This window comes from Stenotrophomonas sp. WZN-1, from assembly GCF_002192255.1.
Taxonomy (GTDB): domain Bacteria; phylum Pseudomonadota; class Gammaproteobacteria; order Xanthomonadales; family Xanthomonadaceae; genus Stenotrophomonas.
Map to the genome: position 1 here is coordinate 1,543,003 of NZ_CP021768.1, position 24,194 is coordinate 1,567,196.

A 24,194-nucleotide genomic window follows, 5' to 3' on the forward strand; every position below is an offset into this window, starting at 1 on the left:
TGGCACCCGTCGCCGGCCCCGCCGGCCCCCCCTTCCCGCATTCTGGAGCACCCGATGAAGCTGCGTATCCTCACGCTCGGCCTGGCCTCCGCCATGCTTTCCGCCTGTGGCGGTGGCAACGGCGGCGCGCAGGACAGCCAGGTCCTGAACGTCTACAACTACAGCGATTACATCGCCGAGGACACCATTCCGACCTTCGAGAAGGAGAGCGGCATCGAGGTGACCTACGATGTGTTCGACAGCGATGAGATGGTCGAGACCAAGCTGCTGGCCGGCAACAGCGGCTACGACGTGGTGGTGCCGACCCTGAACTTCTTCGGCCGCCAGATCCAGGCCGGCGTGTTCCTGCCGCTGGACAAGAGCAAGATCCCGAACCTGGCCAACCTCGATCCGGCGGTGATGAAGCGCATCGCCACCCAGGATCCGGGCAACCAGTACGGCGTGCCGTACATGATCGGCACCACCGGCATCGGCTACAACGTGGACATGCTGAAGCAGCGCTTCGGTGGCAGCACCGACATCGCCAACAGCTGGGACCTGGTGTTCAAGCCGGAGAACATCAGCAAGATGAAGGACTGCGGCGTGACCATCCTGGACACGCCGGCGGACATGATCCCGATCGCACTGCATTACCTGGGCCTGGACCCGCACAGCGGCGACCCGGCCGAGCTGCAGAAGGCCGCCGACCTGTTGAAGTCGATCCGCCCGTACGTGCAGAACTTCCACTCCTCGCAGTACGTGGGTTCGCTGGCCAACGGCGGTACCTGCCTGGTGGTCGGCTGGTCGGGTGACATCATCCAGGCCCGCGACCGCGCCGAGGAAGCCAGCAATGGCGTGCACGTGGCCTATTCGATCCCGAAGGAAGGCGCACCGCAGTGGTTCGACATGCTGGCGATCCCGAAGGATGCCAAGCACCCGGAGGCGGCCTACGCCTTCATCAACTACCTGCTGCAGCCGAAGGTTGCCGCGGCCAACACCAACTTCATCCATTACGCCAACCCGGTGCCGACCGCGACCCCGCTGGTGGATGAGGCGATCCGTACCGACCCGACCATCTACCCGCCGGCCGACGTGGCCGAGAAGATGTTCACCTATTCGATCAACACGCCGGAGACCGACAAGCTCTACACCCGGCTGTGGACCGAGGTGAAGACCGGCCGCTAGGGGCTGGCTGGCAGGTGGGTGCCGACCGTTGGTCGGCATGCTTTTCCGGCAGGGCCGACCAACGGTCGGCCCCCACCAGATCTGCAGATCCCCCCGGCCCGGTGGGTGCCACCCGTTGCCGTCATATCCCCTGCGGCCCCCGGCCGGTAGAATGGCGGCCGCTGTCCACCGCCCGCTCCCGGAGCCCCCATGCCCGTTGAAGCCCAGCCGGTAGCCACCGTCGTCGACACGACCGGTGCGCCCGGCTATCTCTCCATTCGTGACCTGCGCAAGGAATTCGACGGTTTCGTCGCCGTCGACGACGTCAACCTGGACGTGCGCAAGGGCGAGATCTTTGCCCTGCTCGGTGGCTCCGGCAGTGGCAAGTCGACCCTGCTGCGCTGCCTGGGCGGCTTCGAGACGCCCACCAAGGGCAGCATCACCCTCGATGGCCAGCGCCTGGACGCACTGCCGCCGTACCAGCGGCCGGTCAACATGATGTTCCAGTCCTATGCCCTGTTCCCGCACATGACGGTCGAGCAGAACATCGCCTTCGGGCTGAAGCAGGATGGCCTGGGCAAGGACGCGATCAGCAAGCGCGTCGGCGAGATGCTGGACCTGGTGCAGATGGGGCATCTGGGCAAGCGCAAGCCGCACCAGCTGTCCGGCGGCCAGCAGCAGCGCGTGGCGCTGGCGCGGTCGCTGGCCAAGGGGCCGAAGCTGCTGCTGCTGGACGAACCGATGGGCGCGCTGGACAAGAAGCTGCGCTCGCAGATGCAGCTGGAACTGGTCAGCATCATCGAATCGTCGGGCGTGACCTGCGTGATGGTCACCCACGATCAGGAAGAAGCGATGACCATGGCCACCCGCATCGCGGTGATGGATGCCGGCTGGATCCAGCAGGTGGGCAAGCCGGACGAAGTCTACGAGCAGCCGGCCAACCGCTTCGTCGCCGAGTTCATCGGCTCGGTCAACCTGTTCGACGGGGTGATCGACGAGGACCTGCCCGAGTACGTGACCGTGCGCTCGCCGCTGTTCCCGGCACCGATCTACATCGCCCATGGCATCACCTGCTATGAAGGGCAGCCGGTCGCGTTCGCGCTGCGCCCGGAGAAGGTGATGATCGGCAAGGACGAGCCGGAAGGGCACACCAACAAGGCGCAGGGTGTGATCGAGGACATCGCCTACTTCGGCAGCCATTCGGTCTACCACGTGCGCCTGCCCAGCGGCGCCAAGGTGCTGGCCAACTTCGCCAACTCGCAGCGCTGGGCCAGTGACGGCCTGACCTGGGGCGACGAAGTGTGGGTGCACTGGCGCGACAACGACGGCGTGGTGCTGACCTCATGAGCGTCGCCGGCCTGAAGCGCTGGCTGCCGGGGCTGCGTGCCACGGTGATCGGCATTCCGTACCTGTGGCTGCTGCTGTTCTTCGCAGTGCCGTTCCTGATCGTGCTGATGATCAGCTTCTCGCTCAGCCGGGTCGGCTCGCCGCCGTACACCTGGCTGCTGCAGTACGCGGACGGCGGCTTCTCGCTGAAGCTGAACCTGGAAAACTACCTGGCGCTGTTCCGTGATTCGATCTATGCGCAGGCGTTCCTGAGCTCGATCAGGATCGCGGCGATCTCCACCTTCCTCACCCTGCTGATCGGCTATCCGATGGCCTATGCCATCGCGCGCCTGTCGCCGGCCGCGCGCAACGTGGCGATGATGCTGGTGGTGCTGCCGTCATGGACCTCGTTCCTGATCCGCGTGTATGCGTGGAAGGCGATCCTGGACCGCAACGGCCTGCTCGACCAGTTCCTGCAGTTCAGCGGCCTGCAGTCGCTGATGACCAGCATGGGCCTGCCCAAGCTGCAGCTGATCGATACCCCGACCGCCGCCTACATCGGCATCGTCTACTGCTACCTGCCGTTCATGGTGCTGCCGCTGTACGCCAACCTGGTCAAGCATGACCACCGCCTGCTGGAGGCGGCCTACGACCTCGGCGCCAAGCCGTGGCAGGCGTTCCTGCGCATCACGTTGCCGCTGTCGAAGGCGGGCATCATCGCCGGCTGCATGCTGGTAATGATCCCGGCGGTGGGTGAATTCGTGATCCCGGAAATGCTGGGCGGCTCGGAGACGCTGATGGTCGGTCGCCAGCTGTGGAACGAGTTCTTCAACAACCGCAACTGGCCGGGTGCCTCGGCGATGGCGGTGGCGATGATCCTGTTGCTGCTGGTGCCGATCCTGCTGTTCAACCGTTCCCAGCAGCGCCTGCTGGAAGGGAAGCAGGCATGAGCCCGCGTAGCGCCAAGGGCCTCGGGCTGGGCGTGCTGTTGCTCGGCTTCGCCTTCCTGTACCTGCCGATCCTGCTGTTGATGTTCTATTCGTTCAACAGCTCGCGGCTGGCGATGGTCTGGGCCGGGTTCTCCACCCGCGCCTACAGCGACCTGTTCGCCGACCGCGCGCTGATGGATGCGATGTGGACCAGCCTGGTGGTGGCGTTCTGGACCGCCTGCACGGCCACCGTGCTCGGCACGTTGGCGGCAATGGTGATGACCCGCTTCAAGCGTTTCCGCGGCAAGCCGCTGTTTGGCGCGCTGGTGACCGCGCCGCTAGTGATGCCGGACGTGATCCTGGGCTTCTCGCTGATGGCGCTGCTGGCTTCGATGGGCGCGATTCCCGGCTTCCCCGCGCGTGGCCTGGCCACCATCTGGATCGCGCACGTGACCTTCACCCTGTGCTTCGTCACCGTGGTGGTGTCTTCGCGCCTGCAGGAAATGGACCTGTCGCTGGAAGAAGCGGCGATGGACCTGGGCGCCAGCCGGTTGACCGTGTTCGGCCGCATCACCCTGCCGATCATCGCGCCGGCACTGGTGGCGGGCTGGCTGCTGGCGTTCACCCTGTCGCTGGATGACGTGGTGGTGGCCAGCTTCGTGGCCACGCCGGGCTCGACCACGCTGCCGATGAAGGTGTTCGCCTCGGTGCGCATGGGCATCAGCCCGAAGATCAATGCGCTGGCCACGCTGCTGGTGTCGGCGGTGTCGATCGCCGCGGTGATCGGCTGGTACATCAATGCCCGCGCCGAGAAACGGCGCCAGCGCGACCTGCAGCTGGCGCGGCAGGACAACGGTTGAGTCCGCGGCCTGCCGGCTGATCCGGCAACATCCGGCTCACGGGCAACCGCGCACAATGGGGATCTTCCAGATGGAGATCCCCCATGACCGTCGAGATTATCGATCCGGCCACCGGCCAGGTGACCTACCGCCATGAACTGATGGGTGCTGCCGACATCGAGCAGCGCCTGCAGGCTGCTGCCGATGCCTTCCCCGGCTGGGCTGATCACTCGTTGCAGGATCGCGGTGCCATCCTGCGCCAGATCGCTGCGCAGCTGCGCGCGCGCCGTGACGATCTGCAGCAGGCGATGACCCACGAGATGGGCAAGCTCAAGGCCGAAGCGCTGGCCGAGGTCGACAAGTGCGCCGCGGCCTGTGAGTACTACGCCGACCACGCGGCCGACTACCTCAAGCCGCAGCTGATCGACACCGAAGCCCAGCGGAGTTACGTGCGCTACGAGCCGATCGGCTGCGTGTTCGCGGTGATGCCATGGAATTTCCCGATCTGGCAGGTGTTCCGTTTCCTCGCGCCGGCGTTCATGGCCGGCAACGTGGCCCTGCTCAAGCACGCCAGCAACGTGCCGCAGTGCGCCGACCTGATCCTGGCGGTGTGCCGTGACGGAGGCCTGCCGGATGGCGTGTTCGATGTACTGCACATCGACAACGACCAAGCCGCCGAGGTGCTGCGCGACGCACGGGTGAAGGCGGTGACGCTGACCGGCAGCGAGCGCGCAGGGCGCTCGATCGCATCCAATGCCGGCAGCCAGCTGAAGAAGTCGGTGATGGAGCTGGGTGGCAGCGATGCCTTCGTGGTGCTCGACGATGCCGACCTCGACAGGACCGTGGCGGCGGCCGTGAAGTCGCGTTTCGACAACAGTGGGCAGACCTGCATCGCGGCCAAGCGCTTCATCGTGGTCGATGCGGTGGCCGATGACTTCACCCGACGCTTCGTTGAAGCCGCAGGCGAGCGCCAGTACGGCGATCCCAACGAGCGTGGCACCACGCTGGCGCCGATGGCGCGCGCCGACCTGCGCGATGAACTGCACAAGCAGGTGCAGGCCAGCGTGGCCAAGGGCGCGCGGGTGCTGGTCGGCGGTGAGCCGATTGCCGGCACCCATGCCGGCTATCCGGCGACCGTACTCGATCAGGTCGGCCCGGGCATGCCGGCCTACGACGAGGAGCTATTCGGGCCGGTGGCCGCAGTGATACGGGTCAAGGACGAGGCCGAGGCACTGCGCGTGGCGAACGACACCCGCTTCGGCCTGGGTGGCAGTGTGTGGACCGGCGATCCGGTACGTGGCGAGCGCTTCGCAAAGCGCATGGAATGCGGCGCCGCGTTCGTCAACGCCATCGTCAAGAGCGACGCGCGGCTGCCGTTTGGTGGCAGCAAGCAGTCCGGTTTCGGTCGGGAGCTGGCCGACCACGGCATCCATGAGTTCATGAACATCAAGACCGTCTACGTGGCTTGATGCGCCTGCTTTTGTAGAGTCGAGCCATGCTCGACTGCTCTTCGCTCGATTCTACGGAATGCGTCGTACTGGAAGTCGAGCATGGCTCGACTCTACAGAAGGCGGGTCATGTGCCACGACCAATGATCGTGGCCGACTGGTCCGGGGGGTATCGTCCGTTGGTCGATACCCCTCACAACCACTTCGCGCGCTTGAACAAGCGGTACAGCCCCACGCACACGCCGCCCACGCCCACGATCATCAGCGGGTAGGACCACGGTTCGCTCAGCTCCGGCATGTGGCTGAAGTTCATGCCGTACCAGCTGGTGATCAGCGTCGGTGCCGCCAGCAGCGCGGCCCACGCGCCGAGGCGCTTGACCGTCTCGCCCTGCGCCAGCGTCACCAGCGACAGGTTCACGCTCAGTGCGGTGCCCAGCATTTCGCGCAGGGTGTCGATCACATCGCTGATGCGTACCGCATGGTCGTGCACGTCGCGCACGTAGAGCTTCACTTCATCGGGAATCAGCTCGCCCTGGTAGCGGCGCAGCTGCGCCAGCACATCCTGCAGCGGCGCCACCGCCATCCGCATCTTGTTCAGTTCGCGCTTGAGCTCGTACAGCCGCACCACCGTGCTGCGCTTGTAGTTGTCGGCGAAGATGTCCTTTTCCAGCAGGTCCAGGGTGTCGCGGAAGCGGTGCACGATCGGCAGGTAGTTGTCGACCACGAAGTCGGTCACCGCATACAGGCAGTACGACGGGCCCATCTTCAGCAGCTGCGGCTCGCGTTCCACCCGTGCACGCACCGGCGCGTAGGACAGCGAGGCGCCGTGGCGGACCGTCACCAGGAAGCGCGGGCCGAGGAAGGCGTGGGTTTCGCCATACTGGATGCGTTCGTCCACCATCTGTGCGGTGGTCACCACCACGAACAGCGAGTTGCCGTAGGTCTCGACCTTGGGCCGCTGGTGCGCGTTGCGCGCATCCTCGATGGCCAGGTCGTGCAGGCAGAATTCCTCCTGCAGTTTCAGCAGCACATCGTCGTTGGGGTCGTACAGGCCGACCCAGACGAAACCATTGCCACTGGCAATGACATCGCTGATGGCATCCAGGCTGATGTCGTGGCGTTTGCCCTCGTCATCGTAGTGGACGCAGTTGATGACGCAGGCGGGGTTGGCCGAGGCAGGGGCGGAAGCGGAGGCGGGCAATGACATGCCCGCCATCGTGCGTCAGCGCCGTGTTTCGGACAAGTGAGGATGGCGCCCCAATGCCCACGCCAGTGCCACATGCACCGGCAGCAGCAGCACGATCCACTGCACGTTGTACTGCGCCTGCAGGCTCAGCCAGTGTAGTACCAGCGCGGCCACGGCCTGTACCGCCAGCAGCCACAGCACGACTCTGAACATGCGGCCCGGCACGCGCCGGCGCAGCAGCGAGATGGCGCCCGGCAGCAGCAGCACGGCCAGCGGCGAAAGCAGCAGCAGGTTGCGGTTGGCCCACGCAGCGTAGTGGGTGCTGAAGCCCCACAGGAACACCAGTACGCCACCGAACAGGGCGCACAGCAGCCAGAACGGCAGGGCCAGCCCGGCCAGCAGGCGCGGCCGGCTGCGCAGCGCCAGCATGCCGGCGGCGATCACCAGGCCACACAGCAGCCACGGCCACCAGCGGCGCGCGAACTCCTTCGGCTCCGGGTCGATGCGGTGCGGCAGCAGTTCCTGTTCGGTCTGCACCAGCGGCCGGCCGTCGCTGTTGCGCGCCTGGCGCAGCGCGTCGGCCAGGCGCATCGGTACGAAGGCTTCCTGCCAGCGCGACAGCGGCTGGTCGGCGAACGGTCCGAGGCCGACGTCGAAGCCCAGCCACATCCACGGTGCCGGCGAGGCCAGGCGCACCGACTCACTGCGGTAGGTATTGCCGCGCGAGCGCCCCGACAGCTGCGACTGCAGGCCACCATCCAGCGCCTTGTCCACCGTGTCGCGGACCATGGTGGCGCAGTTGGCGGTGTAGTAGTCGTAGTGGTAGCGTGCGTTTTCCGGCTTGGCCCGCTCGGCCAGGTCGGCGGCCAGCGCACGTGCCTGGTCCGGGCGCAGGTCCAGCCACTGCACGCTGGCGCCACGGCCGGTCTCGTCGTAGTACGACAAATCCTGCTGCAGCGGCAGCGCCACCAGGTAATACATCATGTCACCGCGCACGAAGCGGCTGATGAAATCGTCCTCGGACGGATCGAAGTAGCCGAAGTTGTACGACGTCGCTTCGCCGCTGAGCGGATCGATCACGACGATGGCGTCGTGGCCGAAGCGTTCGAAGAACACCGTGCCCGGCTGCATGGTCACCACACCGATGCGCGGGGCGGGGGCCTCGGCGCTGGCGGCAGGCGCAGCAGGCGAGGGTGTGGCTGCCGCCGGCTGCGCGAAGGCGGCCAGCGGCAGGGCCATGGCCAGCACGCACAGTGCCAGCCACACCATGAGGATCAGGCCGCGGCGCTTCAAGCGTCGTCCTGCGCGTCCGGCGGCAGCACGGTCACGTGGAAGGCCTGGACCCGCCGCGCATCGGCGCGGGCCACGCGGAACATGAAGCGGTCCAGCGCCAGCTCGTCACCGACTTCCGGCAGATGGCCCACGGCCTCGGTGACCAGGCCACCGATGGTGTCGTAGTCCTCGTCGGAGAACGTGGCGCCGAAGCGTTCGTTGAAGTCGCCGATCGGGGTCAGCGCGTCGACCACGTACTGGCCGTCGGACTGGATGGCGATCTGCGCCGACGGATCCTCGGCCTCGTCATGCTCGTCGTCGATCTCGCCGACGATCTGTTCCAGCACGTCCTCGATGGTGACCAGGCCGGCGACACCGCCGTACTCGTCGACCACGATGGCCATGTGGTTGCGCGACAGGCGGAACTCCTTCAGCAGCACGTTGAGCTTCTTCGCCTCCGGGATCAGCACCGCCGGGCGCAGCAGCTCGCGCACGTTGGCCGGGCCGTTGTCGGCGACCACGCCGCGCAGCAGGTCCTTGGCCAGCAGGATGCCAAGGATGTCGTCCTTGTTCTCGCCGTGCACCGGGAAGCGCGAATGGCCGGATTCGACCACCTGCTTCATCAGTTCCAGGAAGGGCGCTTCGACCGGCAGCGAGACCATCTGCGAGCGCGAGATCATCACGTCGCCCACGGTCAGCTCGGCCACCGAAATGGCGCCTTCCATCATCTTCAGGGTATCGGCGGCGATCAGGCCCTCTTCCTGCGCGGTGTGCAGGACAGCGACCAGCTCGTCGCGGGTATGGGGTTCGCCGGAGAAGGCGGAGGTCAGGCGTTCAAGCCAGCCGCGCTTCTTTTCACTGTGCTCCTGTGCGGAGCTACTACTGTCGTCTTCTGACATCTCTGGAAAAAAGGCACCCGGCAGGCCGGGCGTTGGCCCCAGTCTAGCAGGATGTGGCGGCCTGTCAGTGACCGTCGCTGCCGGGTCCGGTGATCGGCGGCGGCGCCAGTTCAGGCCGGGCGGGCGCTTCTTCCTCGGGCAGGTCCAGGCTGTAGGTGCAGCCGGCCAGGGTCTTGCCGGGGTGGGAGGCGACGGTGGAGACGCTGAGGATGATGGACTCGATCTGGGCCTCGCCGCTTTTCGGGTCGGTCACGTCGCGGCTGACCAGCTCGCGGCCGGCCATGAACTTGCCATCCTGGTCGTAGCCCGTCTCCAGCCCCAGCCGCTTGGCCAGCGGCCGCGGGTCGGCCTGGTCGAGGATCGCCATGACGCTGGACCCGGCCACGGCGACCCGTTCGGTGCGGGTGCCGAACACGCTGATCGGCTGGGCCAGCCGGTACTCGCTCATGAACTGGTTGCCCTGCGGCAGCGGCTGCAGGCCCTGGGCGACGGCCTTCAGCGGGTCGGCCAGCAGCGGCGCCAGGGCAGCGTGGTCGGCTACGCCCTGGCGGCATTCGATCAGGGCCGGCAGGTCAAGATTGGAGGCGAGGGCCGAAGGCACCGCAAAGGCAGACAGCAGGGGCAGGGCAATACGCAGCACGGGCACAGGATCCGCAACGGAAGGCAGGCCGGTGATCGTACCGGCCCCGGTCAGCCATCGCGAGCGCCTCCATGCAGTCAGCGGGATTGCAGGTGCGATCCCGCTGGGTGCCAGCGCAGCCTGACCGGGTAGCCCAGTTGCGCCTGCAGGTGGTCGCGCACGGCCGCTGCTGTTGCGCGTGCGCCTGCGGTATCCCGGAGTTCCAGCTCCAGTTCACCGCTCATGACGTCCAGGCCATAGCCGATCAGCTCGGGCAGCTGTGGCACGAACCAGCCCTGCTGGGCATGAAGGCGATGCTGCATCTCGGCCTCCGTCAGCGCAGCGCCGGTGATGTAGCGCACGCCTTGCGGGCCATCCGCCCCTGGATGTGTCTCATCGGCCACGGGTGCTGGGCCAGTCAGTCGAACGACGACGTTCCAACCCGCCGCGTTGTCCACCCAGATTCCGGCGAGGCGTGCCGTGTGGCGCGATTTCAAGCGCTCCATCAATGCGTGCTGCTGCGCCTCGGCGACCGCCTGGCGCGCCGTCTGTTGGCTGACGTCAAAGAAGGCCCGCACCTCGGCGACTTTTGCGGCAATGTCGGTGGCGCTGTCGCTGGCCGGGAACGGCGATGGTCGCTCCCGGTCCGGGTCGATGCCGGCGGCGGTGGTCATCTGCAGAAGCGCAGCAATGAGTGCGGGCAGCAGCGCGATGGGGTCGTCCTCCGTGAAGAACCCGGTGTGCGTCGGCCTCAGCGCTCCCCGGCGTAGGGATCGGCGATGCCGAGCTCGGCCAGGATCTCGCGCTCCAGCTGTTCCATCGCGTCGGCTTCCTTGTCGTCCTCATGGTCCCAGCCGAGCAGGTGCAGCACGCCGTGCACGGTCAGGTGCGCGTAGTGCGCGTTGAGCGCCTTGCCCTGTTCGTCGGCCTCGCGGGCCACCACCGGTGCGCAGATCACCAGGTCGCCCAGCAGCGGGAACTTCACGCCCTTGGGCAGGCCTTCGGGCACTTCGGCCGGGAAGCTGAGCACGTTGGTGGCGTAGTCCTTGCCGCGGTAATGGCGGTTCAGCGACTGTCCTTCCTTGGCATCGACCACGCGGATGGCCAGGTCGGCCTCGCGGATGCGGCCTTTCAGCGCAGCGGCCACCCATTTGCGGAAACTCACCGCCGCCGGCAGGCCGGTGCGCGGCAGGGCATAACTGACGGCGACGTCCAGTCGCACGGGACCACGGGTCATGGAGTTGCTCCAGGTTGGATCTGATGCAGGTCGCGGCGGTCGTAGGCGCTGACGATGCGAGCTACCAGCGGATGGCGCACCACGTCGCGGGATTCGAAGAAGGTGAAGCTGACGCCCTCGACCTCGCGCAGCACGTCGATGGCATCGCGCAGGCCGGACTTCACGTGCTTGGGCAGGTCGGTCTGGGTCAGGTCACCGGTGACCACGGCGGTGGAGCCGTAGCCGAGGCGGGTCAGGAACATCTTCATCTGCTCGATGGTGGTGTTCTGTGCTTCGTCCAGGATCACGAAGGCATCGTTGAGCGTGCGGCCACGCATATAGGCCAGCGGCGCGATTTCGATGACGTTCTTTTCCAGCAGCTTGACCACCTTCTCCACGCCCATCATCTCGTACAGGGCGTCGTACAGCGGTCGCAGGTAGGGGTCGACCTTCTGGCTCAGGTCGCCGGGCAGGAAGCCCAGCTTCTCGCCGGCTTCCACCGCCGGGCGCACCAGGATCAGGCGCTGCACCCGCGATTCGTTCAACGCTTCGACCGCGCTGGCCACGGCCAGGAAGGTCTTGCCGGTACCGGCCGGGCCGATGCCGAAGTTGATGTCATGGGTGGCGATCTGGTGCAGGTAGCGGCCCTGGTTGACACCGCGGCCACGTACCGTGCCGCGCTTGACCTTGATCGCCACGTCCTGCGCTTCGTAGGAGCGCTCGGCGATCTGCTCGACGTTGGCCTGCGCCAGGCGCAGGTGGATGGCGTGGTTGTCGAAGACGGTCTCGCCGGCCTCGGCGTACAGCGCTTCAACCAGCTTCTGCGCTTCCACTATCGCCTCGCTGGGGCCGCTGATGCGGAACACGAAGCCACGGTTGGCGATCTCCACGCCGAGCTTCAGCTCGATCTGGCGCAGGTGGCCATCGAAGGGGCCGCACAGGTTGGCCAGCCGCTCGTTGTCTTCCGGCGACAGGGTGAAGTCTCGGTGATCGATGCTTTTCATTGCTCGGGGTGGGGCGGAAGCCTTCCACCGCAGTGTATTCAGGGAGGACAAGGGTAGCGCGCGCACGGGGCGCACGGCCAGCAGGAGGGCAATACAGCGTTTTCCACACCCGGTGTGGACGGGACCTGAGGAAACCTGTGGATAGACCTCTGCAGTGCTTGTGCCACAAGCCTCATGAGAAGGTGGTGAAAAAATCGTCACGGCCGCAAGGGCCCCCGCATCAACAGGACGGGCGCGTCATGAAGAGGGCACATCGCAGCGCTTCGCCATGCACTCCGGGATTCATCGTGATGACAGCGCATGTTCCGCTGCCAGGCGAGCAACGGGACCGCGTCCTGCCGGTTTTCCACACCCGCTGTGGAATGATGCTGAATCAACCTGTGGATAGGTGGTTCAGACCCTTGTCGCAAGGGCTTCGCCACGCCGTGGTGAAAAAACCGTCAGGGCTGATCGGGATCATTGTGGGTGCACGGGGCACATGGCACCGTAGCGCCGTCGCGGGAGGGGCTGGCATGGATATGGGCAACGGCATGCGTCTAATTGGGCTGGTAGGCATCGGCCTGCTGGCAGGGTGTGGGCAGGCGCCGCCTGCAGCACTCGGCACGCTGGAGTGGGACCGGATCACGGTGCCGGCACCGGCGGCCGAAGTGATCGCCACCATGGACGTGCGCGAGGGCCAGCAGGTCAAGGCCGGGGCGGTGCTGATGCAGCTCGACCCCGCCCGCGGCGACGCTCAGTTCGCCGCAGCGCAGGCCGACACGGTACGCGCGCAGGCCCAGCTGGAAGAACTGAAGATCGGCCCGCGCCAGGAACAGATTGCACAGGCCCAGGCGCAGCTGGCCGCGTTGCGCGCGCAGTCCGCCGAAGCCAGTGCCTACTACCGCCGGGTGCAGCCGCTGGCACGGCAGCGCCTGATCGCCGCCGCCGAGCTGGACCGTGCACGGGCGGCTGCCGGCAATGCCGAGGCCAGCGTGCGTGCCGCCGAGCAGGCCTGGCTGGAACTGGTGCACGGCAGCCGCGCGCAGGACATCGCCCAGGGCCAGGCGGCCGCCGACGCCGCACAGGCGCAGCAGGTGGTGCAGGGCGTCAACCTGCAGAAGCTGCAGCTGCGCGCACCTCGCGATGGCGTGGTCGATGCCTTGCCCTACCGGCAGGGTGACCAGGCACCGATCGGGGCGCCGCTGGCCGTGATGCTGGTCGGAGAACGCCCCTACGCGCGCATCTACCTGCCGCAGCCGCTGCGCTTGAAGGTCAAGGTCGGGCAGGCCGCGCAGATACAGCTGGAAGGCGGCAGCACCGTGCTGAAAGGGCACGTGCGCGCGATCCGCAGCGAGCCTTCGTTCACGCCGTACTACGCGTTGACCGGCGATGACGTCGAACGGCTGAGCTATCTGGCCGAGGTCGAAGTGGACGCGGCCGCCGACATGCAGACGCTTCCGGCCGGGCTGCCGGTGCAGGTGCGCTTCTGAATACCGGCGAGGACATCGCGGTCCACGCACGCGGGCTGACGCGTCGCTTCGGCGATCTTCTGGCCGTGGACAACGTCGACCTGACCGTGCCGCGCGGGCAGGTGTACGGCTTCCTTGGCCCGAACGGGTCCGGCAAGTCGACCACCATCCGCATGCTGTGCGGCCTGCTGGAACCCAGCGCGGGGCAGATCGAGGTGCTGGGCCTGGCCGTGCCCGAGCAGGCAGAGGCGCTGCGCCGGCGCATCGGCTACATGACCCAGCGCTTCTCGTTGTATGAAGATCTGTCGGTGCGCGAGAACCTGGAATTCCTCGCCGCCATCCAGGACCTGCCGCGCGCGCAGGCCCGGCAGCGGATCGAAGCGCTGCTGCAGCAGTACCGCCTGCAGGACCGGCAGCCGCAGTTGGCCGGCACCCTCAGCGGTGGGCAGAAGCAGCGCCTGGCGCTGGCCGGTGCGGTGATACATGGGCCGGAACTGCTGTTCCTGGATGAACCGACCAGCGCGGTCGATCCCGAATCGCGCCGCGATTTCTGGGAGGCCCTGTTCGAGCTGGCCGATGCGGGCACCACGGTGCTGGTGTCGACCCACTACATGGACGAAGCCGAGCGCTGCCATCGGCTGGCGATTCTCGATCGTGGCGCACTGGTGGCCGACGGCACGCCGGACGAGCTGTGTGCACAGCTGCAAGGCCGCACGTTGCAGGTGACATCGTCGCAGCCGCGCCAGGCCAGCCGCGCGCTGGCCGCATTGCCTGGCGTGCTGAGCGTGGCGCAGATCGGCACCCAGCTGCGCGTGCTGTGCAGCGAGGGGGCTGCCGACACGCCGGCATTGCGGCAGGCGCTGGCCAGTGCCGATCCGCAGGCCCGCATCGACGCTGTGGCCCCGAACCTGGAAGACGTATTCGTGGCCGCGACCCGCGGACGGGGCCGGGAGCCGGCGGCATGAACCTGCGCCGGCTGTGGGCGATCATGCTCAAGGAGCTGCGCCAACTGCGCCGCGACCGCATCACGCTGGCGATGATCGTCGGCATTCCGGTGATGCAGCTGCTGCTGTTCGGCTATGCGATCAATCTCAACCTGCGCCATCTCGATGCGGGTGTCGCCGACCAGGCCAACAGTGCGGCGTCACGTGCGCTGGTGCAGGACATGGTGGCCACCGGCGTGATCACGCCGCGCAGCGAGGCCTACACGCCGGACCAGTTGATGCAGGCGCTGCGCCGTGGCGAGATCAGTGTCGGCATCGTGGTGCCGGCCGACTTCGAGCGTCGCCGCTTCGACGGTCGCGAGGCGGTGCAGGTGCTGGTAGATGGCAGCGATACCGTGGTGCAGAGCGCGGCGATCCAGCTGGCGCAGGTGCCGCTGGATACGCGTCCGACCGGCAACACGCGTCCGCTACGCGAAGGCAGCATCGCCAGTGGTCCGGTCAGCGTGATCAGCTTCTACAACCCGCAACGGCGCTCGGCGGTGAACATCGTGCCGGGCCTGATCGGGGTGATCCTGACCATGACCCTGGTGATGTTCACAGCGGTAGCGGTGGTGCGCGAACGCGAGCGCGGCAACATGGAGCTGCTGATCGCCACACCGGTCTCGCGCAGCGAACTGATGGTCGGCAAGGTGCTGCCCTATGCGGCCATCGGTCTGCTGCAGACCACGCTGGTACTGGTGCTGGGCACCTGGCTGTTCCAGGTGCCGATCCGCGGCTGCCTGCTCGATATCTACCTGGCCGCGGTACTGCTGGTGCTGGCCAACCTGGCGCTGGGCCTGCTGATCTCCACGCGCGCGCGCTCGCAGTTCCAGGCGATGCAGATGACGCTGTTCCTGTTCCTGCCGTCGATCCTGCTGTCGGGTTTCATGTTCCCGTTCGCTGGCATGCCGAGGCCGGTGCAGTGGCTGGCCGAGGTGCTGCCGCTGACCCACTTCCTGCGCCTGGTGCGCGGCACCATGCTGCGCGGCGCCTCGCTGTGGGAGCTGTGGCACGACGCACTGGCACTGCTGGCCTTCATCGTGGTGATGATGACCCTGGCCATCCTGCGTTTCCGCAAACGCCTGGATTAGGGAATGCCGACCAATGGTCGGCATCCACAACTACCGCGGTGGGTGCCGACCGATGGCCGGCACATCTCTCTCCCCTGGTGGGTGCCGGCCGCTGGCCGGCACGCCTTATTCCGCCACCACGCGCGCGCGCAGCGAATTGGTCAGCGCTTCGGTGATCACCACGTCCACGAACTGGCCGATCAACCGCGCCGGCGCCGGGAAGTTCACCGAACGCATGTTCTCGGTCTTGCCGGTCAGCTCGTTCGGGTTCTTGCGCGAGGGGCCTTCCACCAGCACGGTCTGCACGGTGCCGATCATCTTCTCGGAAATGCCGGCGGCATGCGCATTGATGCGCTCCTGCAGGCGCGACAGGCGCGCGTGCTTCTCGGCATCGCTGATCGTGTCCTCCAGGTCCGCAGCCGGCGTACCCGGGCGACGCGAATAGATGAAGGAGAAGCTGTGGTCGAAGCCGATGTCCTCGATCAGCTTCATGGTCTTCTCGAAATCGGCATCGGTCTCGCCGGGGAAGCCGACGATGAAGTCCGAGCTGATCGAGATGTCCGGGCGCACCGCGCGCAGCTTGCGGATCTTCGACTTGAATTCCAGCGCGGTGTAACCGCGCTTCATCGCCGACAGCACGCGGTCGCTGCCAGCCTGTACCGGCAGGTGCAGGAAGTTGGCCAGCTGCGGCACGTCGCGGAACGCGTCGATCAGCGAATCGCTGAACTCCAGCGGATGCGAGGTGGTGAAGCGGATGCGGCCGACGCCATCGATCTCGGCGATGGTGCGGATCAGCAGGCCGAGGTCGGCGAATTCGCCATCCCCATAGGGTCCACGGTAGGCGTTGACGTTCTGGCCGAGCAGGTTGATCTCGCGCACGCCCTGCGCGGCCAACTGCGCCACTTCCACCACCACGTCCTCGAACGGGCGGCTGACTTCGGTGCCGCGGGTGTAGGGCACCACGCAGAACGAGCAGTACTTGGAACAGCCTTCCATGATCGACACGAACGCCGAAGCGCCTTCGGCACGCGGCTCGGGCAGGCGGTCGAACTTCTCGATCTCGGGGAAGCTGATGTCCACCTGCGGCCGCTTCTGCTCGCGACGTGCACGGATCAGCTCCGGCAGACGGTGCAGGGTCTGTGGGCCGAACACCAGGTCGACGAACGGCGCGCGCTTGATGATCGCTTCGCCTTCCTGCGACGCGACGCAGCCGCCCACCCCGATGATGACCTCGCGGCCCTTGTTCTTCAGGCCCTTCCACACGCCGAGCTGGCTGAACACCTTCTCCTGCGCCTTCTCGCGGATGGAGCAGGTGTTGACCAGGATGACGTCGGCGTCTTCCGGGCTGTCGGTCAGTTCCAGGCCATCGCTGGCGGCAAGCACGTCGGCCATCTTGGCCGAGTCGTACTCGTTCATCTGGCAACCGTGGGTCTTGATGTACAGCTTGCCTTTCACCTGGTCGGGCTTGCGCGGACCAGCGGGCAGGGCAACGAGCGGGGTACCGCCCGGCGTGGCGGGCGGAAAGACGTCTGGCGTCCCGGTCATGGCGCTTAATCCATTCGGGTGGCGGGAAAGCGGGCAATTCTACCCGCATCCCGCGCCCCCTGCCCGGTAGCGCCGGGCCATGCCCGGCGGAATGCCAATGGGGTCGGGCGGTGCGCTCGCGGGGCATGGCCCTCGCTTCCGGTATTCCGCGCCACCCGCCGCCATTACGCCGCCGCCAGCTCCGCATCGATCTGCCGCGAACGGTCGAAGGCGGTCATCGCGCTCATCCGTGCAATGTAATCAGCCGTGGCCGGCGCAGGCTGCACCAAGCCGAAGGCCGTGGTCCAGGCCAGCGCATTGCCCCACAGCACGTCGGCGGCGCTCATCGTCTCGCCGAGCAGGTAGGGGCCCTGCGCCAGCTGGGCCTCGACCACCTGCAGCACGGTCTCCGCATCGTTGTAAGGCGACATCAGGCGCGGCGGTGGCTCGCGGTGCATGGCCTTGTCGATCATCGCCGGCTCGAAACAGGCACCGTAGAAGGCCATCCAGCGCAGGTAGGGGCCGCGCAGGGCGTCGCCGATCGGCGGCGCCAGCCCGGCTTCCGGGTACAGGTCGGCCAGGTACAGGTAGATCGCTACCTGCTCGGTCACCAGCGCGCCGTTGTGGACGATGGCCGGCACCTTGCCCATCGGGTTGATGGCCAGGTAGGCCGGGGCCAGGTTGGCGCCGGCCTTCAGGTCCAGCACCTGCATGCGGTAGTCCGCACCCAGCGCCTCGAGCAGGGCCACCGCGCCGCTCGAGCGCGAACGGGCAGCGTGATACAGGGTGATCTGGCGTGAGGTCATGGCATTGCTCCTTGCGGTGGGTGGTGAACTGGCGGCCATCCTGAGGCAGTATTGCGGACGACTTCTGTCCTCGATCCTTCATGCGCCATACCGCCCATCGACTGCTGCGCCTGATCGCCCTGCTGCAGGCCCGTCGCCAATGGTCCGGGGCCGAGCTCGCCGAGCGCATGGGCGTGGATCGGCGCAGCATCCGGCGCGATATCGAACGCCTGCGCGAACTGGGCTATCCGGTCCAGGCCTCGTCCGGGGTTGGCGGCGGCTACCAGCTGGGAGCAGGGGCGCCGGTGCTGCCGATGCTGCTGGACGAGGAGGAGGCGACCACCCTGGCCATCGCCCTGCGCGCGGCCTCGGCGACCGTCGCCGGCATCGACGACACCGCGCGCGGCCTGTTGTCCAAGCTCGATCCGCTGGTGCCGACCCGCCGCCGCCAGCAGGCCGGTGAGGTGCATGCGGCCACCGCCACCCTGTCCGACCTTCCGTCCACCGACGCACGCCTGCTTGGACGGCTGGCCCAGCACTGCCGGCAGGCGTCACGGCTGGCCTTCGAATACCGCAGTGCCCAGGACGCGGTCACCCAGCGTGAAGTCGAGGCGCAGCACCTGGTCAACTACGGGCGGCGCTGGTACCTGCTGGCCTGGGACCTGCGCCGGCAGGACTGGCGCACCCTGCGCGTGGACCGGATGGGCGCGGTGCGCGAATGCGCCGATCCGGGCATGCACCGCCGTACGCCCGCACCGCCGGACGTGATGGTGCGGCAGGCGGTCAGCCAGGCCCCGTTCGCGCTGCAGGCCATCGTCCGCCTGGCCGGCAGCCGCGCCGAGCTGGAAGGCCGCATCCCGCCCTGGTGTGGTGTGCTGGAGGCCGATGGGCCCGACCATTGCCTGCTGCGCATGGGCGCCGAGAGCCGCGGCATGATGCTGGCGCAGATCCTCAGCCTGGACCGGGTGCCGGTGGCGTTGTGGACCACGCCGCCGGGCCTGCGCGATGAACTGGCGCAGCGCCTGGCCGGATTGGGGCAGCTGCTGGCTGTGCCGCCGGTCACAGGCTGAGCCGCGTCGCTTGGCAAGCCCCGGCGAAGCTGGGACACTCGCCGGCATGAAGGGGATACTGGGGACAACGGCGATCATCATCGCTGCGCTGACCGCTGCGCCGGCCAGCGCGGGCACTCTGTTCAAGTGCCAGGGCGCCGACGGCGTCACCAGCTATGTCAGCAAGCGCGTGGCCGGGGCCCGCTGCAGCGCCATCAGCTACAGCCGTGACCTCCGCCCGGCACCGCGCCCGGTGGTGGCTGCGCCGAAGCCGGCGCCGACCACCGTGGCCAGCATCGAGCGCAACCCGGTGGCGGTGGCCGCCAGCGCCGCGGCACCGGCGGCTGCGCCAGCCGCCGTACCCGCGACCCCGGCCGCCTCGCGCAGCGGGCGCATGGTCAGCGGCCAGGTCTATTCCTTCATGAAGGATGGCGTACGCCACTACACCAGTGCGCGGCCGACCCAGGTGGCCAACCTCGGCCCGGTGCGCACCATCCGCTACAGTTTCATGGAGCGCTGCTACGCCTGTGGCGTCAATCCGCGCGTTGACTTCGGTTCGGTGCGCTTGAACACCACCGCGTTCCAGACCGAGATCACCTCGGCCGCGCGCGAGTTCGGCGTCGACGAGGCCGTGGTGCGCGCCATCATCCACGCCGAGTCGGCCTACAACCCGACGGCGCTCAGCCGCGCCGGCGCGCAGGGCCTGATGCAGCTGATGCCGCCGACCGCCGCCCGTTTCGGGGTCAGCGACGCCTACGATGCCGGGCAGAACATCCGTGGTGGTGTGCAGTATCTTGCGTGGTTGCTGAAGCGCTTCAACGGCGACCTGACCCTGGCTGCCGCCGGCTACAACGCAGGCGAAGGCGCGGTCGACCGTCACGGTGGCGTGCCGCCCTACAGCGAGACCCAGTACTACGTGCGCCGGGTCGGGCAGCTGGCCGAGCGTTACCGCACCGCCCTGAGTCACCAGTAGTGCCGGCCGCTGGCCGGCAACCCCGCAATCAATGTTGTTGCAATGCGTTGTGTGGCGCGCGACGGTTCCGCTACACTCGCCCATGATTCAATGCGGCTCTGGCCCCCACCGGATCCGCTGGCAGCCTTAAAGCTACCTAATCAATATCGGAGTGCCGGATGGCCAACGATGGGGTACACGATCCAGTCAACACCGGACGTCGGCGTTTTCTTTCTGCCACCACAGCCGTGGTGGGCGCCGTCGGCGTCGGATTCACCGCAGTTCCTTTCATCAAATCCTGGAACCCCAGTGCCCGCGCCAAGCTTGCCGGCGCACCGGTGGTGGCCGACATCAGCGCCCTGCAGGAAGGCCAACGCCTGATCGTGGAATGGCGTGGCCAGCCGATCTGGATCGTCAAGCGGTCCAAGGCGATCCTCGATGCGCTGCATGGGCTGGATGGCCGCCTCAAGGACCCCGAGTCCGGCGAGAAGGACCAGCAGCCAGATTACGTGTTGAAGCAGAATCCCGAGCTGCGCTCGATCAAGCCGGACATCTCCGTGCTGGTCGGCCTGTGCACGCACCTGGGCTGCTCGCCGGAAATGGTCGCCGAGATCCGGCCCGAACCCTATGACCCGCAGTGGAAGGGCGGCTACTTCTGCCCCTGCCACAAGTCGCGCTTCGACATGTCCGGTCGCGTCTTCAAGGACGTGCCGGCGCCGATCAACCTGAAGGTGCCCGCGCACCACTACCAGGACGACAACACCATCATCATCGGTGTCGATCCGCAGGGGGCAGCCTGATGGCCAATATCCTCGCCCGTACCGCCAGCGGCGTGGCCGACTGGGTCAATGCCCGCGCGCCGGGCCTGATGCCGGTCTACCGCAAGCACGTCAGCGAGTACTACGCGCCGAAGAACTTCAACATCTGGTACTACTTCGGTTCGCTGGCGCTGCTGGTGCTGGTCAACCAGATCGTCACCGGCATCTTCCTGACGATGCACTACAAGACCAACGCCGCCGAGGCGTTCGGCTCCATCGAATACATCATGCGTGATGTGGAGTGGGGCTGGCTGATCCGCTACATGCACTCCACCGGTGCCTCGCTGTTCTTCATCGTGGTCTACCTGCACATGTTCCGTGGCCTGCTGTACGGCAGTTACCAGAAGCCGCGCGAGCTGGTGTGGATCCTGGGCATGCTGATCTACCTGGTGCTGATGGCCGAAGCCTTCATGGGCTATGTGCTGCCGTGGGGCCAGATGTCGTTCTGGGGCGCCAAGGTGATCATCTCGCTGTTCGGCGCGATACCGGTGATCGGCAACGGCCTGACCGAATGGATCATGGGCGACTACCTGCCCAGCGACGCCACGCTCAACCGCTTCTTCGCGCTGCACGTCATCGCACTGCCGCTGGTGCTGCTGTTGCTGGTGGTGCTGCACCTGGGCGCGCTGCACGAAGTGGGGTCGAACAACCCCGATGGCGTGGAGATCAAGAAGGGGCCGAAGGGCAACCGCTGGTCGCCCAATGCTCCGGCCGACGGTATTCCCTTCCACCCGTACTACACGCTCAAGGATGGCGTCGGCGCCGGCTTCCTGCTGATCATCGCCGCCTTCATCATCTTCTTCGCGCCCGGTTTCGGCGGGCTGTTCCTGGAACACGACAATTTCACCGAGGCCAACCGCCTGGTGACCCCGGAGCACATCAAGCCGGTCTGGTACTACACGCCGTACTACGCGATGTTGCGCGTGGTACCGAACAAGCTCGGTGGCGTGCTGGTGATGTTCTCGGCCATCGCGATCCTGTTCCTGGTGCCATGGCTGGACAAGGCGCGCGTGAAGTCGGTGCGCTACCGCGGCTGGATCTCGAAGGTGATGCTGGGCGTGCTGGCGGTGTGCTTCGTGTGGTTGGGGGTGATTGGTTCCGGCCCGGGCACCGACGTGCACGAGACGTACATCGGGCGGGTGCTGACCTTCCTGTACTTCGCGTTCTTCATCACCATGCCGCTATGGACAAGGTTGGACAAGACCAAGCCGGTACCGGAGAGGGTGACCACGCATGACTGAGCGCTGGATGGTCCGGCTGGCCCTGGCGGCCACCCTGATGCTGGGCAGTTTCCTGGCCTCCGCCGCCGAGGGCGGCACCAAGCTGCTGCAGGCCGGCAACGACCTCGGTGACCGTGCCTCGCTGCAGCGCGGCGCGCAGCTGTACATGAACTACTGCTCCGGCTGCCACGCGCTGAAGTACCTGCGCTATTCGCGGATGGCGCAGGACCTGGGCCTGACCGAAGAAGAGGTGATGAACAACCTCAACTTCACCGGCTCGGCGATCGGCGACCCGATCCCGGTGGCGATGCCCAAGGAGAACGCCGAGAAGTGGTTCGGCAAGATGCCGCCGGACCTCAGCCTGATCGCGCGGGTACGCGGCAGCGACTGGGTCTACACCTACCTGAAGTCGTTCTACCTGGACAGCAGCCGGCCACTGGGCTGGAACAACGCATTGTTCGCCAATGCCTCCATGCCCAACCCGTTGTGGGAGATGCAGGGGCTTCAGCATGCCGTGCATGGCAAGCCCGAGGCCCCCGGCATGGACCCGCCGGTGACCGGCCTGCGCATCGAAACGCCCGGTTCGGTGGATGCCGGCCAGTACGACCAGGCCGTGCGGGACATCACCAATTTCCTTGAATACGCCGGCGAACCGGCCGCACTCAAGCGCCAGCAGCTGGGCGTATGGGTGATCCTGTTCCTGGCCCTGCTGACCTTCCTGCTGTACCTGTTGAAGAAGGAATACTGGAAGGACGTTCACTGATTCTGCCGCCGGCCATCGCACGGGCCTATTGGCTTTTGTGATGGTCGGTTGCACACTCGGGGAGGAGTCGACCGCTGGCACGGTGCCGGCGGCGCCGATGCGGCAGGCGGTCTCCTGTCGTGGGAGAGCCTTTGATGGCGGCGAGCGTACGCATGCGCAATACACTGACGCTGTTTTCCTCGAACGACGACGTACTGTGCCACCGGGTACGCCTGGTGCTGGCGGCCAAGGGCGTCACCTTCGACTTCGTTCCGGTCGATCCGCAGAACCCGCCTGAAGACCTGATCGATCTCAATCCGTACCACTCGGTGCCGACCCTGGTCGAGCGCGAGCTGGTGCTGTACGCCGCGTCGGTGGTCAGCGAATACCTGGACGAACGCTACCCGCATCCGCCGTTGATGCCGGTCGATCCGCTCTCGCGTGCGCGCATCCGCCTGGCCATGCTGCGCATCGAGCACGACTGGGTGCCGCAGGTGCAGGCCATCCAGCTGGGCAACAAGACCCAGGCCGAGGCCGGTCGCAAGCGCCTGAAGGAACTGCTGACCGCTTCGCTGCCGCTGTTCAAGGCCAGCAAGTTCTTCCTCAACCCGGAAATGAGCCTGGCCGACTGCGCGATGGCGCCGATCATCTGGCGGCTGCAGTCGCTGGATGTGCCGCTGCCGAAGGACGGCAAGGCGATCGAGGACTACGGCAATCGTATCTTCCGCCATCCGGGTTTTGTCCGCAGCCTGACCGACCAGGAAAGGAAATTGCGCGACCTGCCGGTCTGATCCGGCCTGGGGTTACCCGTCTGCACGCCGACCGGCGTGCAGGCGATCTGCCCCGGCAGGGCGCCGGGCGCGTACACTTCACGCATGACCGAAGACTTCTTCCACATGACCAGCCACCGCCCGTACCTGCTGCGGGCGCTGGTGGAATGGATCAACGACAACCAGCTGACCCCGCACATCCTGGTCGACGCCGGCGTCCCCGGCGTGCAGGTCCCGCCTTCGGCGGTCAAGGATGGCCGGGTCGTGCTCAACATCGCCGAGCGTGCCGTCGTGCGGCTGATGATCGACAACGAAATGGTGAGCTTCTCGGCCCGCTTCTCCGGCACCAGCTACCCGGTGCAGGTGCCGATCAGCGCCGTGCTGGCGGTCTATGCCCGCGAGACCGGGCAGGGCATGGCGCTGCCGGATGACATTCCGGGCAACGAAACCGCACCGACCAGTGACGAACTGCTGCACGACGAGGGCACACCGCCGGACGATACGCCGCCGGCCAGTCCGCCGCCGAAGGGCCGCCCGAACCTGCGCGTGGTCAAGTAAGGGTGGGTGCCGACCGTTGGTCGGCACACCTCTTCAGCCCTACACATCCTCGGCATCCTCCACATCCGGCCGGATCTGGCTGATCCGCGCCGCACCGGGGCCGGTGAACGAAATCAGCTGATCGCCGCGCAGCACCATGCGCCCTACATGGCGATCGATGCCATCGTAGGAATACTCGAACTTGAAGGTGCGCTCGAAGCCGAGCCGGCCGTCCTCGCCGCGCGACAGGCGCAGGCCGGTGGCATGCACCGCCTGGTCCAGCCACTGCACATCGGCGGCGCGGCAGGCATTGCGGCCCAGCTCGACCGCGCGCTCGGCGGCCGAGCGTGCGGCGTTCCAGAAGAAGTAAATGATTCCGCCGGCAATCAGCAACAGCAGCAGGGTGGGCATGGCG

General features: G+C 66.9%; 25 protein-coding genes. 15 read left to right on the top strand and 10 right to left on the bottom strand.

Annotation, left to right across the window (positions count from 1 at the left end):
- The first annotated feature begins 54 nt into the window (after positions 1-54).
- The 5 genes from CCR98_RS07115 to CCR98_RS07135 all read left to right on the top strand — a co-directional run bounded on the left by CCR98_RS07115 (position 55) and on the right by CCR98_RS07135 (position 5,706).
- Positions 55-1,164: a polyamine ABC transporter substrate-binding protein gene (locus tag CCR98_RS07115; RefSeq protein WP_087922047.1), complete on the top strand. Its 1,110-nt coding sequence runs from the start codon at positions 55-57 to the stop codon at positions 1,162-1,164.
- Positions 1,165-1,353: 189 nt separating this feature from the next.
- Positions 1,354-2,490 (top strand): polyamine ABC transporter ATP-binding protein, encoded by a 1,137-nt coding sequence (potA, locus tag CCR98_RS07120; RefSeq protein WP_087922048.1) that lies wholly within the window; start codon positions 1,354-1,356, stop codon positions 2,488-2,490.
- Entirely contained in the window at positions 2,487-3,419 is a 933-nt protein-coding gene (locus CCR98_RS07125; protein WP_087922049.1) for an ABC transporter permease subunit, read from the top strand. Before potA ends, CCR98_RS07125 begins: the two co-directional genes overlap by 4 nt.
- Positions 3,416-4,258: an ABC transporter permease subunit gene (locus tag CCR98_RS07130; protein ID WP_005408823.1), complete on the top strand. Its 843-nt coding sequence runs from the start codon at positions 3,416-3,418 to the stop codon at positions 4,256-4,258. Before CCR98_RS07125 ends, CCR98_RS07130 begins: the two co-directional genes overlap by 4 nt.
- A gap of 83 nt (positions 4,259-4,341) precedes the next feature.
- A complete protein-coding gene (locus CCR98_RS07135) occupies positions 4,342-5,706 on the top strand; it encodes an NAD-dependent succinate-semialdehyde dehydrogenase (RefSeq protein ID WP_087922050.1) in 1,365 nt (454 codons plus the stop codon).
- 172 nt (positions 5,707-5,878) lie between these two features.
- On the opposite strand, the gene CCR98_RS07140 is transcribed toward CCR98_RS07135, so the two are convergent.
- From CCR98_RS07140 to CCR98_RS07170, 7 genes are all read right to left on the bottom strand, one after another.
- Entirely contained in the window at positions 5,879-6,901 is a 1,023-nt protein-coding gene (locus tag CCR98_RS07140; RefSeq protein ID WP_087922051.1) for a magnesium and cobalt transport protein CorA, read from the bottom strand.
- A gap of 6 nt (positions 6,902-6,907) precedes the next feature.
- On the bottom strand, positions 6,908-8,164 hold the full coding sequence (locus CCR98_RS07145; RefSeq protein ID WP_087922052.1) for a DUF4105 domain-containing protein: 1,257 nt from the start codon (positions 8,162-8,164) through the stop codon (positions 6,908-6,910).
- Positions 8,161-9,042 (bottom strand): transporter associated domain-containing protein, encoded by an 882-nt coding sequence (locus tag CCR98_RS07150; RefSeq protein WP_087922053.1) that lies wholly within the window; start codon positions 9,040-9,042, stop codon positions 8,161-8,163. The genes CCR98_RS07145 and CCR98_RS07150 overlap by 4 nt, the downstream gene beginning before the upstream one ends.
- Positions 9,043-9,106: 64 nt before the next feature.
- Positions 9,107-9,682, bottom strand: coding sequence for a hypothetical protein (locus CCR98_RS07155; protein WP_087922054.1), 576 nt, complete (start codon positions 9,680-9,682; stop codon positions 9,107-9,109).
- 77 nt (positions 9,683-9,759) lie between these two features.
- On the bottom strand, positions 9,760-10,335 hold the full coding sequence (locus CCR98_RS07160; RefSeq protein ID WP_087922055.1) for a hypothetical protein: 576 nt from the start codon (positions 10,333-10,335) through the stop codon (positions 9,760-9,762).
- A 77-nt stretch (positions 10,336-10,412) separates the two neighbouring features.
- Positions 10,413-10,898, bottom strand: a complete 486-nt coding sequence (gene ybeY / locus CCR98_RS07165) for an rRNA maturation RNase YbeY (protein ID WP_014036587.1) — start codon at positions 10,896-10,898, stop codon at positions 10,413-10,415.
- On the bottom strand, positions 10,895-11,881 hold the full coding sequence (locus CCR98_RS07170; protein ID WP_087922056.1) for a PhoH family protein: 987 nt from the start codon (positions 11,879-11,881) through the stop codon (positions 10,895-10,897). Before CCR98_RS07170 ends, ybeY begins: the two co-directional genes overlap by 4 nt.
- A 512-nt stretch (positions 11,882-12,393) precedes the next feature.
- Between CCR98_RS07170 and CCR98_RS07175 the strand changes: the two genes are divergently transcribed.
- From CCR98_RS07175 to CCR98_RS07185, 3 genes are all read left to right on the top strand, one after another.
- Complete coding sequence (locus CCR98_RS07175; RefSeq protein ID WP_087922057.1) at positions 12,394-13,350, top strand: HlyD family efflux transporter periplasmic adaptor subunit; 957 nt, start codon at positions 12,394-12,396, stop codon at positions 13,348-13,350.
- A gap of 65 nt (positions 13,351-13,415) precedes the next feature.
- A complete protein-coding gene (locus tag CCR98_RS07180; RefSeq protein WP_087922058.1) occupies positions 13,416-14,294 on the top strand; it encodes an ABC transporter ATP-binding protein in 879 nt (292 codons plus the stop codon).
- Positions 14,291-15,403: an ABC transporter permease gene (locus CCR98_RS07185; protein WP_087922059.1), complete on the top strand. Its 1,113-nt coding sequence runs from the start codon at positions 14,291-14,293 to the stop codon at positions 15,401-15,403. Before CCR98_RS07180 ends, CCR98_RS07185 begins: the two co-directional genes overlap by 4 nt.
- A 105-nt stretch (positions 15,404-15,508) precedes the next feature.
- Here the strand turns inward: CCR98_RS07185 and miaB are convergent, their stop codons facing one another.
- Positions 15,509-16,927 (bottom strand): tRNA (N6-isopentenyl adenosine(37)-C2)-methylthiotransferase MiaB, encoded by a 1,419-nt coding sequence (gene miaB / locus CCR98_RS07190; protein WP_087922060.1) that lies wholly within the window; start codon positions 16,925-16,927, stop codon positions 15,509-15,511.
- A gap of 164 nt (positions 16,928-17,091) precedes the next feature.
- Entirely contained in the window at positions 17,092-17,712 is a 621-nt protein-coding gene (locus CCR98_RS07195) for a glutathione S-transferase (protein WP_049414878.1), read from the bottom strand.
- Positions 17,713-17,792: 80 nt separating this feature from the next.
- On the opposite strand from CCR98_RS07195, the gene CCR98_RS07200 reads away from it, so the two are divergent.
- The 7 genes from CCR98_RS07200 (at position 17,793) to CCR98_RS07230 (ending at position 23,800) form a co-directional block, all read left to right on the top strand.
- Entirely contained in the window at positions 17,793-18,761 is a 969-nt protein-coding gene (locus CCR98_RS07200; protein WP_087922061.1) for a WYL domain-containing protein, read from the top strand.
- Between the two features lie 46 nt (positions 18,762-18,807).
- Complete coding sequence (locus CCR98_RS07205) at positions 18,808-19,713, top strand: lytic transglycosylase domain-containing protein (RefSeq protein WP_087922062.1); 906 nt, start codon at positions 18,808-18,810, stop codon at positions 19,711-19,713.
- Between the two features lie 158 nt (positions 19,714-19,871).
- Positions 19,872-20,492 (top strand): ubiquinol-cytochrome c reductase iron-sulfur subunit, encoded by a 621-nt coding sequence (gene petA / locus CCR98_RS07210; RefSeq protein ID WP_004151998.1) that lies wholly within the window; start codon positions 19,872-19,874, stop codon positions 20,490-20,492.
- Entirely contained in the window at positions 20,492-21,751 is a 1,260-nt protein-coding gene (locus tag CCR98_RS07215; RefSeq protein ID WP_008266017.1) for a cytochrome bc complex cytochrome b subunit, read from the top strand. Before petA ends, CCR98_RS07215 begins: the two co-directional genes overlap by 1 nt.
- Positions 21,744-22,493: a cytochrome c1 gene (locus tag CCR98_RS07220; protein ID WP_087922063.1), complete on the top strand. Its 750-nt coding sequence runs from the start codon at positions 21,744-21,746 to the stop codon at positions 22,491-22,493. The genes CCR98_RS07215 and CCR98_RS07220 overlap by 8 nt, the downstream gene beginning before the upstream one ends.
- A 134-nt stretch (positions 22,494-22,627) precedes the next feature.
- Positions 22,628-23,263 carry a glutathione S-transferase N-terminal domain-containing protein gene (locus CCR98_RS07225; protein WP_076739106.1) on the top strand — a complete coding sequence of 212 codons (636 nt, stop codon included), beginning with the start codon at positions 22,628-22,630 and terminating at the stop codon, positions 23,261-23,263.
- An 84-nt stretch (positions 23,264-23,347) separates the two neighbouring features.
- Positions 23,348-23,800: a ClpXP protease specificity-enhancing factor gene (locus CCR98_RS07230; protein WP_008264860.1), complete on the top strand. Its 453-nt coding sequence runs from the start codon at positions 23,348-23,350 to the stop codon at positions 23,798-23,800.
- Positions 23,801-23,839: 39 nt separating this feature from the next.
- Here the strand turns inward: CCR98_RS07230 and CCR98_RS07235 are convergent, their stop codons facing one another.
- On the bottom strand, positions 23,840-24,190 hold the full coding sequence (locus CCR98_RS07235; protein ID WP_005415950.1) for a DUF3301 domain-containing protein: 351 nt from the start codon (positions 24,188-24,190) through the stop codon (positions 23,840-23,842).
- Between the last annotated feature and the right edge of the window lie 4 nt (positions 24,191-24,194).

Coding starts and splice junctions, on each gene's coding strand:
- CCR98_RS07115 (WP_087922047.1), top strand. CDS start 55: ATGAAGCTGCGTATCCTCACGCTCGGCCTGGCCTCCGCCATGCTTTCC.
- potA (WP_087922048.1), top strand. CDS start 1,354: ATGCCCGTTGAAGCCCAGCCGGTAGCCACCGTCGTCGACACGACCGGT.
- CCR98_RS07125 (WP_087922049.1), top strand. CDS start 2,487: ATGAGCGTCGCCGGCCTGAAGCGCTGGCTGCCGGGGCTGCGTGCCACG.
- CCR98_RS07130 (WP_005408823.1), top strand. CDS start 3,416: ATGAGCCCGCGTAGCGCCAAGGGCCTCGGGCTGGGCGTGCTGTTGCTC.
- CCR98_RS07135 (WP_087922050.1), top strand. CDS start 4,342: ATGACCGTCGAGATTATCGATCCGGCCACCGGCCAGGTGACCTACCGC.
- CCR98_RS07140 (WP_087922051.1), bottom strand. CDS start 6,901: ATGGCGGGCATGTCATTGCCCGCCTCCGCTTCCGCCCCTGCCTCGGCC.
- CCR98_RS07150 (WP_087922053.1), bottom strand. CDS start 9,042: ATGTCAGAAGACGACAGTAGTAGCTCCGCACAGGAGCACAGTGAAAAG.
- CCR98_RS07160 (WP_087922055.1), bottom strand. CDS start 10,335: ATGACCACCGCCGCCGGCATCGACCCGGACCGGGAGCGACCATCGCCG.
- ybeY (WP_014036587.1), bottom strand. CDS start 10,898: ATGACCCGTGGTCCCGTGCGACTGGACGTCGCCGTCAGTTATGCCCTG.
- CCR98_RS07170 (WP_087922056.1), bottom strand. CDS start 11,881: ATGAAAAGCATCGATCACCGAGACTTCACCCTGTCGCCGGAAGACAAC.
- CCR98_RS07175 (WP_087922057.1), top strand. CDS start 12,394: ATGGATATGGGCAACGGCATGCGTCTAATTGGGCTGGTAGGCATCGGC.
- CCR98_RS07185 (WP_087922059.1), top strand. CDS start 14,291: ATGAACCTGCGCCGGCTGTGGGCGATCATGCTCAAGGAGCTGCGCCAA.
- miaB (WP_087922060.1), bottom strand. CDS start 16,927: ATGACCGGGACGCCAGACGTCTTTCCGCCCGCCACGCCGGGCGGTACC.
- CCR98_RS07195 (WP_049414878.1), bottom strand. CDS start 17,712: ATGACCTCACGCCAGATCACCCTGTATCACGCTGCCCGTTCGCGCTCG.
- CCR98_RS07200 (WP_087922061.1), top strand. CDS start 17,793: ATGCGCCATACCGCCCATCGACTGCTGCGCCTGATCGCCCTGCTGCAG.
- CCR98_RS07205 (WP_087922062.1), top strand. CDS start 18,808: ATGAAGGGGATACTGGGGACAACGGCGATCATCATCGCTGCGCTGACC.
- petA (WP_004151998.1), top strand. CDS start 19,872: ATGGCCAACGATGGGGTACACGATCCAGTCAACACCGGACGTCGGCGT.
- CCR98_RS07215 (WP_008266017.1), top strand. CDS start 20,492: ATGGCCAATATCCTCGCCCGTACCGCCAGCGGCGTGGCCGACTGGGTC.
- CCR98_RS07220 (WP_087922063.1), top strand. CDS start 21,744: ATGACTGAGCGCTGGATGGTCCGGCTGGCCCTGGCGGCCACCCTGATG.
- CCR98_RS07225 (WP_076739106.1), top strand. CDS start 22,628: ATGGCGGCGAGCGTACGCATGCGCAATACACTGACGCTGTTTTCCTCG.
- CCR98_RS07230 (WP_008264860.1), top strand. CDS start 23,348: ATGACCGAAGACTTCTTCCACATGACCAGCCACCGCCCGTACCTGCTG.
- CCR98_RS07235 (WP_005415950.1), bottom strand. CDS start 24,190: ATGCCCACCCTGCTGCTGTTGCTGATTGCCGGCGGAATCATTTACTTC.